The organism is Pectinatus frisingensis (assembly GCF_014076555.1).
GTDB lineage: Bacteria > Bacillota > Negativicutes > Selenomonadales > Selenomonadaceae > Pectinatus > Pectinatus frisingensis.
In genome coordinates this window covers 1,981,987-1,992,814 of the sequence record NZ_CP045424.1, presented here as the reverse complement: position 1 = coordinate 1,992,814, position 10,828 = coordinate 1,981,987, and the positions used below count along the sequence as shown (strand labels likewise).

General features: G+C 29.4%; 11 protein-coding genes and 1 pseudogene. All 12 read left to right on the top strand.

Annotation, left to right across the window (positions count from 1 at the left end; translation table 11 throughout):
- Positions 1-27 precede the first annotated feature (27 nt).
- The 12 genes and pseudogenes from F8M42_RS09340 to F8M42_RS09290 all read left to right on the top strand — a co-directional run bounded on the left by F8M42_RS09340 (position 28) and on the right by F8M42_RS09290 (position 10,828).
- The gene (locus F8M42_RS09340; RefSeq protein ID WP_182186210.1) at positions 28-969 is read left to right on the top strand and encodes a glycosyltransferase family protein; all 942 of its coding nucleotides are present in this window, start codon (positions 28-30) and stop codon (positions 967-969) included.
- 3 nt (positions 970-972) lie between these two features.
- Complete coding sequence (locus F8M42_RS09335; protein WP_182186208.1) at positions 973-1,824, top strand: hypothetical protein; 852 nt, start codon at positions 973-975, stop codon at positions 1,822-1,824.
- Between the two features lie 45 nt (positions 1,825-1,869).
- Positions 1,870-3,441 (top strand): hypothetical protein, encoded by a 1,572-nt coding sequence (locus F8M42_RS09330; protein ID WP_182186206.1) that lies wholly within the window; start codon positions 1,870-1,872, stop codon positions 3,439-3,441.
- 250 nt (positions 3,442-3,691) lie between these two features.
- A protein-coding gene (locus F8M42_RS09325) for an IS630 family transposase (protein WP_229711319.1) occupies positions 3,692-4,740 on the top strand; the annotation gives its coding sequence in 2 pieces (ribosomal slippage) (positions 3,692-4,201 and positions 4,204-4,740; 1,047 coding nt in all).
- A gap of 29 nt (positions 4,741-4,769) precedes the next feature.
- Positions 4,770-4,931: pseudogene (locus F8M42_RS13785) on the top strand (acyltransferase); the annotation flags it as partial.
- Positions 4,932-5,030: 99 nt separating this feature from the next.
- Complete coding sequence (locus F8M42_RS13665) at positions 5,031-5,273, top strand: acyltransferase (protein ID WP_229711318.1); 243 nt, start codon at positions 5,031-5,033, stop codon at positions 5,271-5,273.
- 11 nt (positions 5,274-5,284) lie between these two features.
- Positions 5,285-6,049 carry a class I SAM-dependent methyltransferase gene (locus tag F8M42_RS09315; protein ID WP_182186205.1) on the top strand — a complete coding sequence of 255 codons (765 nt, stop codon included), beginning with the start codon at positions 5,285-5,287 and terminating at the stop codon, positions 6,047-6,049.
- Positions 6,050-6,979, top strand: a complete 930-nt coding sequence (locus tag F8M42_RS09310) for an NAD-dependent epimerase/dehydratase family protein (protein WP_182186203.1) — start codon at positions 6,050-6,052, stop codon at positions 6,977-6,979.
- Positions 6,945-8,114, top strand: coding sequence for a glycosyltransferase family 4 protein (locus F8M42_RS09305; protein WP_182186201.1), 1,170 nt, complete (start codon positions 6,945-6,947; stop codon positions 8,112-8,114). The genes F8M42_RS09310 and F8M42_RS09305 overlap by 35 nt, the downstream gene beginning before the upstream one ends.
- A 34-nt stretch (positions 8,115-8,148) precedes the next feature.
- The gene (locus tag F8M42_RS09300; protein ID WP_182186200.1) at positions 8,149-8,955 is read left to right on the top strand and encodes a glycosyltransferase family 2 protein; all 807 of its coding nucleotides are present in this window, start codon (positions 8,149-8,151) and stop codon (positions 8,953-8,955) included.
- A 2-nt stretch (positions 8,956-8,957) separates the two neighbouring features.
- Entirely contained in the window at positions 8,958-9,809 is an 852-nt protein-coding gene (locus tag F8M42_RS09295) for a glycosyltransferase family 2 protein (protein WP_182186198.1), read from the top strand.
- Positions 9,806-10,828 (top strand): glycosyltransferase, encoded by a 1,023-nt coding sequence (locus F8M42_RS09290; protein ID WP_182186197.1) that lies wholly within the window; start codon positions 9,806-9,808, stop codon positions 10,826-10,828. The genes F8M42_RS09295 and F8M42_RS09290 overlap by 4 nt, the downstream gene beginning before the upstream one ends.

Sequence of the window (10,828 nt, the reverse complement as noted above, 5' to 3'; positions counted from 1 at the left end):
GATGCAGTATATCCTGTTTATGAGGATATGCAAAATCAGACGGAGTGTCAGCTTTTTTGTATTGGACCATCAGCAAATTTAAACAGGGAATTTGCCGCGAGAATCGATATAGTACTTGGCTATTTACATGATGCTCTAAAAAATGATGAGGTAACAGTATTAGTAACTGGAACAAGTTGGGGAAATCATATAGAGTTGGACTGTTTGAAATTATGTCAGGAGTATAACGTACCTACTATATCTATATTGGATTATTGGTCTAATTATGCAGCCAGGTTTAAAACAGATAGTGGAGAATATGTTTATCCAGATTATTATTTCGTAATGGATGATTTGGCAAAGAAAGAAGCCATTGATGCCGGTGTTGATGAGAAAAATTTATATATTACTGGACATCCTGGTCTTGATAGATTCTTCAATGTAAAAAAATTTTTACAGCCACGGATTATAGTGAAAAAAGTTTTATTTTTGTCGCAACCATTGTCATCATTGTATGGGATTTCTCTTGGCTATAATGAAAAAACGGTTATTGTTGATGTTATTGATATCTGCCGGGAATTAGATTTGAAGTTAAATATTAAATTTCATCCAAAAGATTCAATGGATTTTAAGATTCAATACAGAAAATTTGAAGCGACAGGGAATCTGGAAGAAATTTTACCTAATTATGATATAGTTATTGGTATGAATACCATGGGGTTATTACATGCTATTTTAATGGGTGCGCAAGTAATAAGTTATCAGCCGGGGTTAAAAGTAAAGGATACTTGTATTACTAGTAAGTTGGGATTGACAAAAAGTATTTTGAATAATAAAAATTTGAAACAAATATTAAAAAATGTCAATATAAATAACAGGGGGAATATAGATAACTTTATTTGGTCGGATGGATATTCGGTTAAAAGAGTTATAGATAAAATAAATGCAATATTAAATGCACGGGAACTTTATGATAGAGGCAATAGGTGATATATGCAAAAGTTAGAATTAAATGATTTACCAAGGTACTCTGCAAAAGTGAGAAACATTTTAAATAATGATTTATATAATGGCAGGACTATACATAAAACACCAAAAGAAATAAAACGAGAATATAATGACGAAAAATGGCGTTTAGTTGTTGATTATATTGAAAACAATCCAGGGATAAATATAGCTGAAATAGAGAAAAAAATATACACAGGAAAAGAGGTATTAGGTTGTGCTGAGGGGCAATATTGTCTGGAAAAAGATATAATATTTTATAGAGAACAAATTAAGTTATATATGCAAGTTTTGAAAACATATTTGAAAAATGTTAACTCATTAATTGAACTAGGAGCTGGATATGGAGCTATAATTTTAAAATTGGCACAGCAAATGCGAAAGGAAAATGTAAATGTAAATTATTTTGCTGGTGAATATACAGAAAATGGTCTTAAGGCGTTAGGACTACTTAGCAAAAGGGCAGGTATAAATATAAAGACTGGGAAATGTGATTTTTTTAAGTTGACCGCAGATGATATATTTAAAAGTGCAAGCAAACCAATAATATATACTTCTTATGCTTTAATGTATATACCAGAGTTGCAAAGTGATTTTGTGGAGTATATTTTATCGTTAAATCCAGTTATGTGTGTTAATTTCGAACCATGTTATGAAGCATATGATTCAGATTCCATGTATGGCATATTATGTCGAAAATATATAGAACTTAACGATTATAATAGAAATTTAGTTAATATATTGGATAAAGCACAGCGAAAAGGGAAGATAGAAATTGTGGAAAAACGGAATAATGTATTTGGTAATAATGTATTATTACCAATATCTGTGATTGTATGAAAAAAGAAAGAGAAAAATTCAAATTGAGAGGTTTTTTTGAGTATAATGAGTATAATAGGTATAATAAATAATATTAGGAACAATTTTTTTTGTAATAAAGAGCAGAAATTTTTCATTAGACATAATGAAAGAGTATGGAAAAAAAGTAGTCCTAGTGACAGGGGGATAGTTTTATTAGAATATACGAATTTGCAACCATATTTGCTAATTTGGAGTTATTTTGCTAATATATTTTCATATAAATATAGATACAGTATGTGCACGTATAGTGAATACCCCAGAATATGTAATAGAGCACTAAGTAAAATATTTTCATCATTTGGTGCTACAACACACATAATAGAAAAACTGAATAGCAAACAAATATCAGAAAAAAATGAAATTTTATGTAAACTTTGGAATGAAATAAAAACTAAGAATGATATTTTTAAAATATCTGTTAGAAATATAGAAATTGGGGTAGATATATATTCAACATATATTAGAACATATAATGAACCTACAGTGAAACTTTTTTCTGATAAATTGAAAAAAATAATAAATAAGGCTGTTACAAAGGTTATTTTCTGGGACGATTTTATTCAGGTAAATAATGTTAAATGTATTTTACCAACACATGATTGCTATTTATTTAACATAATTATTTGTGTAGGAAGGAAATATGGCATACCAGCGTATATATCAACATTTACAGGTATATATAAATGTATTGAAAATGATTCAAGCGGGAGTAATTTTAAGAAGTATAGGAAAATATTTTCAAAATTACCAGATGAAGAAAAAAGTGCAGGAAAAAGATGGGCAAAAAGACAATTAAAAGAAAGATTTTCTGGGAAAATTGATCTTGGAATTTCCTATGAAAAAAAAAGTGCTTTCTCAAAAATCGATAAGAATAATAGAATATTGAAACAATCCGAAAAAACTAAAGTATTAATATGTTCACATTGCTTTTTTGATGATCCATTTGTTTATGGATGGCATTTATTTCCTGATTTTTATGAATGGCTTTTACATTTGGGAGAGTTATCTGAGCAAACGTGCTATGATTGGTATTTAAAAATGCATCCTGATTATATGTACTGGCCAGGTACAGAAGAAACAATAAAAAAAATATTAAGTAAATATTCTCAGATAAAATTAATAGATGCAAGTATATCTCATAAACAATTAGCAGCAGAAGGATTAGATGTGGCATTAACAGTGTATGGTACAGTTGGTTGCGAATATCCGTTATTAGGTGTTAATGTAATAAATGCAGGTAATAACCCACATATTGCGTATAATTTTAATTACAATCCCAAAACAATAGAAGAATATGATAAAATTATTTTAAATCTTGATAAATTACCTAAAATTAATGTTGAAAATGTAAGAGAAGATATATATGAATTTTTTTATACACATTTTCAATATGATCCTATTTATAGAATTAAATTTTTATTAGGAAAGAATATTTTTTTCAATGATTTAGCTATATTGAATAAAAAATTAGGTGTAGAACGAATTGATGGCACTAATATTTGTTGTGACAGTATATATAAATATTTTCTAGATGAATGGGATGAGGAACTGCACCATTGTATAATTAACTATTATATGAAGGTAGTCAAACCTTAGTCTAATTAATGATGTTATTTGGTAATATGTTTACATATGAATAGATATTAGCAAAGGGGAATTATAATAAAAATGATTACTTATTTTATAAATAAGTATAAACTTTTTAAATTTAATATAGAAAAATTAAAAATAGAAAAAAATTTTAAGGTGGATAAAAGTGTTATTTTTTTACCTATATAAGTTGAATTAAGTTTATGCTAAAACATTCCGATGTAAAGTATATCAAAGCTTTATAAAGGAGAAGGACATGAACAAACGCCTTTTATTATCCAAGGAACAACTAGAAGAAATATTAGAAACTCTGAAGTCAACGAAAGTCATTCGAGAATATAAAAGGCTTCAAGTAATTCATTTATATGGGACGAACATGCCAGTGGAAGAAATTATGCAATTAACTCAATTAAAAAGAAGTGCCATTAGAGATATTTATCGCCGCTATCAAGTAGGTGGTTTAAGTCGTATACCGGATGCAGAGCGAAGTGGACGTCCATCCAGATTAACACAAGAGCAAGTATCTGAACTGCGAGATATCATTCTTAATAAAACGCCCGCCGATGTTGGGTTTGCTACCCATTTTAACTGGACAGCTGGGATTGCCGCAGAGTATATCAACAAAACTTACGGCTATCATTACTCAATAAAGGGTGTTACGTTGATTTTTAAACGAATGAACCTATCCTTTACTCGTCCAACTTATACACTTGCAAAGGCTGACCCACAAAAGCAAGAACAGTTTCAGGAAGACTTTAAAACAGTGAAAAAAAGTTGGAAGACGGTGAAATCCAACACGTCCTCTTCTGTGATGAGTCCATGATACGCGACTATCAAGCCATTGCAGCAACTTGGTTTGAACGAGGAAAACAAAAAATTATTAAGACGTATGGCAAGCATCGCGGCATCAAACTGGTTGGGTGTTTAGATTATGAATACGGCACAGTATTCTGTGAAGAGCATGAAACCTATGATGCGAAAGTGTTTCTTGGATTTTTGAAAAACGTTGTTTCTAAATTTAAGGGCAAGATCCTTCTAGTATTGGACAACGCCCGAATTCATCACGCGAAACTACTTCAGCCGTTTCTTAATCAGAATAAAGACCGCCTTGAATTTATGTACCTCCCACCTTACAGTCCAAATCTCAATTTAATTGAAGGTCTTTGGAAGTGGCTAAAAGAGAGAGTTGTAAACAATGTTTTTTATAATAAGACACATGAAATTCACTCTAATGTCCATGCTTTCCTTGATAATATTGCCAAACAGCCGGACGTCGTTATTAATAGATTGTGCCTAACATTATAAATCCAAATATTTAATTCAACTTATATAGTATAAATTTAGATTTAAGATTTTCTAAAAAGAAATATGGACAAATAGATGAGAAAGCAATTATTGGTTGTAATTTTGTTTTTGAATCTAGTAGGGGATATATTTCTATTGGAAAACGTACTTATATAGGAGGGGGCACAAACTTAATATCACGATCTAGAATAGAAATTGGCGATGATGTTGTTGTTGCATGGGGATGTTATATTTATGATCATAATTCTCATTCACTAGATTGGAAAAAAAGGGAAAAAGATATTGAGCAAGTGTATGTAGATTATATTAATTCAAGAAATACGATAGCTAACAAAACATGGGATGATGTAAAAACAAGTCCTATAAAAATATGTGATAAGGTTTGGATCGGGTTTGATGCAGTTGTGCTAAAAGGAGTAACGATTGGGGAAGGGGCAGTAATAGCAGCAAAAGCTGTAGTTACCCATGATGTACCTCCTTATGTTGTGGTTGCAGGAAATCCAGCTGTAGTTGTAAAAAGATTGAGAAAGTGAGAGACTGATGAATGAACTGTAAAATTTGCGGAAGAGTTACAAATGATTTTGCAAAAGCGGAAATTTTGAACAAGTATAATATTAACTATTATAAGTGTAAATATTGTGGTTTTATTCAAACAGAGAAGCCTTATTGGTTAGATGAAGCTTACTCTAAAGCAATCACAAAAAGTGATATAGGTCTTTTGTCACGCAATGTCTATTTTTCAAGTGTAGTTAGTGCAATATTAAAAATATGTTTTCCTAAAATGGATAGATACATTGACTATGGTGGAGGGTATGGGATTTTTGTCAGACTGATGCGTGATGCTGGGTTCAATTTTTTTTGGTATGATAAATATTGTAATAATTTATTTGCGGACACATTTAACGCTAATATTGATAAAAAATATGATTTGTTAACTGCATTTGAAGTGTTTGAGCATTTAGAGAACCCAATATTGGAATTGGATAAAATGTTAAAAATGGCACCTAATATTATTTTTTCAACGGAAATATTACCTAATGATGAAATTAAGCCTAATGAATGGTGGTACTTTTGCTTAGATCATGGACAACATATAGCTTTTTATGATAAAACAACATTAAATTTTTTAGCAGAAAAGCATCAAAAATATTACACTGCTTTAGGAAATATACATATATTTTCCGAAAATCCAATTAATAAATTTAAGGCTAAAATAGCCAAAAAATTACATATAGTTATCAATAAAGTCATTAAAAATAAATCTTTATTATTGGTTGATTATAAATCTATAACAGGAAAAGATATATAAATGGAAGATGATAAGGTAAGAATATTAATAACAGGTGCTAATGGTTTCATTGGAAGATACACAGCAAAGTATTACCATCAGATGGGGTATTATGTAATAGGATTAGGACATGGTGTTTGGAACAATGGTGAAGAAAAAGAATGGGGAATTGATGAATGGCATGGCTGCGATATAATAATGGAGTCATTGATAAGATATGGCACTGATATAGATATCATTATCCACTGTGCAGGAAGTGGATCTGTTGGATTTTCCATTGAAAAACCTATGTACGATTTCGAACGTACGGTGTGGACCACGCATTTTGTTTTAGAATATATAAGAAAGTATTCACCAAGTACCAAATTAATTTATTTATCTAGTGCTGCTGTATATGGCAATAAAAAAGAAATGCCAATAATAGAAACATCAGTATTAAATCCTATATCTCCTTATGGATTTCATAAAAAAGTAGCTGAAGAATTATGTAAAATGTATTCTGAAATTTATAATGTACAGGTTATAGTTACTAGATTGTTTTCTGTTTATGGTAATGAGTTAAAAAAACAGCTAATTTGGGATGCATGTAAAAAAATAGCAAATAACGATAATAATTTTTGGGGAACAGGGATGGAATCCAGAGATTTTGTACATGTCAAAGATGTTGCAAGAGCCTTATATATATTGAGAGACAAGGCAGATAAAAAATACAATGTGGTGAATATAGGCTCAGGGCAGGCAGTTTTAATTAAAGATATTGTAGAAAAGATTTTTAAAGAATATAATACACATTTAGTACCTAATTTCACTGGTGATATAAATGAGGGGAATCCGTCTGCTTATTTGGCAGATGTACATAAGATACGAGAATGGGGATTTTATAATGAGATATCGTTGGATGAGGGAATAACAGAGTATGTGCATTGGTTTAGAAAAACTGAGGAAAATTAAAGTAGCTTTTTTTTTGAATGATTTTAAAGATTGGTCTGGTGGACTAAATTATTATAAAAATTTATTATTGGCAATAATAGAAAACAAGGATTTGAATATTGAACCAATTGTGTTTATTTCCAGTGATACAGATATTAAAATATTTAAAGGATATCCCAGTGAAGTTATACATAAAATAAGAATGTTAAGCAGATGGAACTGGCTATGGATTGTAGATAAATTTTGTAATAAGTTTTTTAATCATTCATTAATAAAAAATTATTTATTAAAGAAATATAGAATAGATATTGTTTCTCATGTTGTTATTGACCATAAAGTTTCTATACCACAAATAGCATGGATACCAGATTTTCAGCATAAATATTTACCGGAAATGTTTTCAGAAAATGGGATAAAACAAAGAGATAGATGTTTTACTCTGTTAGCTAATAAATGTAAATTAATTATATTAAGCAGCTATTGTGCTCAAAGAGATTTTATTAAATTTTATAGTAGTAATACATTGACTGGTGTTTTGCAATTTGTGGTGGATATTGAGAATAATAACATAGCCGATGTGAAAGTACTTCAAAAAAAATATGGAATTATAGGTAAATTTTTTTATATGCCAAATCAGTATTGGAAACATAAAAATCATATAATTGTTTTACAAGCTTTAAATATATTGAAAAAAATGGGAAAAGATATTTTAGTGGTTTCAACAGGGAGTACGTGTGATTATAGAAATAAGGCACATTTTGCAAAAATAGAAGAATACATGAATAAACATAAATTAGAAGATAACTATATGATATTAGGAAAGGTTCCTTACAGTGATGTACAGGTTTTGGCAAAATATTGTAAATCATTTATTAATCCATCTTTATTTGAAGGGTGGAGTACTACGGTGGAAGAAGCTAAGGCAATGAATAAAAAAATAATATTGTCCGATATTTCTGTACATAGAGAACAGGCACCTGAATATGGTATCTTTTTTGATTCTGCCAATGCAGAACAATTGGCAGAAATTTTGTGGAATGTTTGGTGTAGTGATGATTGCCCGCCGAGTGCAAATATACAAAAATTAAATAAAGCTAATAAACGTAGATTTGCAATTCAGTATAGAAAAATTTTAGAAAAAGCAATAGAAAAATAATATTTAAAAATATTTAATTTATTTTGGAGCCTAAATGAATAACAAACTAAAAATTAGTATTATAACAGTATCGTATAATGCTGTAAAAACAATAGAGCAAACTATACAAAGTGTAGTAAATCAGGCTTATGATAATATAGAATATATAATCATAGATGGTGGTTCTACAGATGGCACTGTAGATATTATAAAAAAGTATGAGGATAAAATTGCCTATTGGGTGAGTGAGCCTGATGGCGGAATGTATGAAGCATTAGTGAAAGGGTTAAAGCAAGTTACTGGGGACATTTGTGCATATATAAATGCGGATGATTTTTATCAAATTTACAGTTTCAAATTAGTTGCTGATATTTTTAACTCCAAAAAGGTTAAATGGCTCACTGGGATGAACACTATCTATAATGACAAATCACAGATTACAGATGCCGTGTTACCCTATAAGTATAGAAATAAATTTATATTAAAGGGTTTGTATAATGGTAAGATGTTGCCATTTATACAACAAGAATCGACTTTTTGGAGAACCGATTTGAATAATCAATTAGATTATTCTATACTTGCAAAATTGAAGTATGCAGGTGATTACTATTTATGGATAAGTTTTGCTAATGAGGCTAAATTGAATATAATTTCAGCTGTTTTATCTGGTTTTAGAAAAACAAAAGGGCAACTATCCGAAAATATAGATGAATATAGAAATGAAGTAGCTGATTTGACAACAGTAACAACGAATTGTTTTGATGTTTTGTTGGCTGTAATTGATAAAATTTGCTGGAAATATGCAAAACGATTAAATAATGAGATAATAAATTATGATTTTAAGATATGTAAATGGAAATGAATATGAAAACAAGCATAAAAATTAGTATTATAACAGTATCATATAATGTTGTGAGAACAATAGAACAAACAATACAAAGTATAGTGAACCAGACTTATGATAACATAGAATATATAATTATAGATGGTGGTTCTACAGATGGTACTGTAGATATTATAAAAAAATATGAGGATAAGATTGCCAATTGGGTAAGTGAACCTGATAATGGTATATATGACGCAATGAATAAAGGAATAGATATGGCAACTGGGGAATACATTTATTTTATTGGTGCCGATGATAGTCTGGTAGATAAATATACTATACAAAATATTAGCAGGTATTTCTTTAAGGCGGATGTGATCTGGGGGACAGTTTGGAATTTGTATGAGGAGTATAAGCTACAAAAACAAGCTAAGAATTTTTTTTGTCTAAATGATATTTACAATGGTTATCATATACCTCACCAAGGAATGTTCGTAAAAACATCATTAATGAAATTATACAAATTTGATGTACAATATCAGATTGTTGCAGATTATGCATTTTTTCTACAGTTATTCTTTGATAAAAAAATTACAAAGTTGAACGTAGATGAAATAGTTGCATATTATTCATATACCAAGGGAAGAAGTGGTAATATTCGTATAAAAGTTAAGGAAGATTGTCGAGTAATGCGGGCAAATAATTTTTCTAAGTGGAAAATTTATAAATACCAGATTAATCAATACTTTGGCATATTCGTTTTTAAAAATATAATAAAAATGTTTTTAAAAAATATTGGTGCTTTAAAACTGATTTTGTTAAAAACGGGATGGAGTATTCATAAATGCAATTGGGAAAAATGTAGATGGTGCAACAGTGAGAGAAAATGAAAATATTACATTTATTAGCAAGTACTGAATATTCGGGGGCAGAACATGTTGCTATAGATATTATTCAATCTTTGACACAAAAATATGATTTTTTGTATGCTTCTCCAAATGGCTCAATAGAAAATGTATTGAAAAATAAGAATGTAAAATTTTATGGATTGCAAAAACTGTCATATATGAATGTTTATAAACTATATAAATTGTATAAGCCTGATATTATCCATGCACATGATTATAGAGCTAGTTGTATAGCTGCAATGCTGCCATATCATGTAAAAATAGTTTCCCATATTCATAACAATAATAAATGGGCAAAATATCTAAATTTACGAACTATAGCATATAGATTGGCCTTGTTAAGATTTAAAAAAATAGTAACGGTTTCAGACGCTGTAATAGATGAGTTTCGGTTCAAAAAGAAATTGTTGGATAAAGCGGAAATTATATCTAATGTAATTAATGAAAACAATATTATAGTTTTATCAAAAGCTTTGGCAGAAAAATGTAATTTTTTATTTATTGGAAGATTTGCAGAGCCAAAAAATCCGTTGCGTTTTGTTAAATTAATAAATATTTTACGACAAGAATTTCCAACAGTGAGGGCAGTTATGCTGGGTTCGGGAGATTTATTAGAACAGGTTGAGGTATATATACATAGGGAAGAGCTGGATAATAATATAAAACTATTGGGGTTTGTAGATAATCCTTATAAATATATAAGGAGATCAGATGCACTGATTTTACCGTCTAGGTGGGAAGGTTTTGGTTTAGTAGCATTGGAGGCAATGTTGTTGGGTAAGCCAGTATTTTGTTCATCTGTGGGCGGATTAAGAAATCTAGTAGGTGGTTTTAATACAAATTGGTTATGTGAAAAAGATATGGACTTTATAGGAAATATGAAAAAAATAATACTTTCAAAAGATCACTATGAATGTGAGAGCATTATTGATTATGCGAGAAAAATTAATAATTGTGATGAGTTTGTTAATAAATGGGATAATCTATATTCCAATTTATAG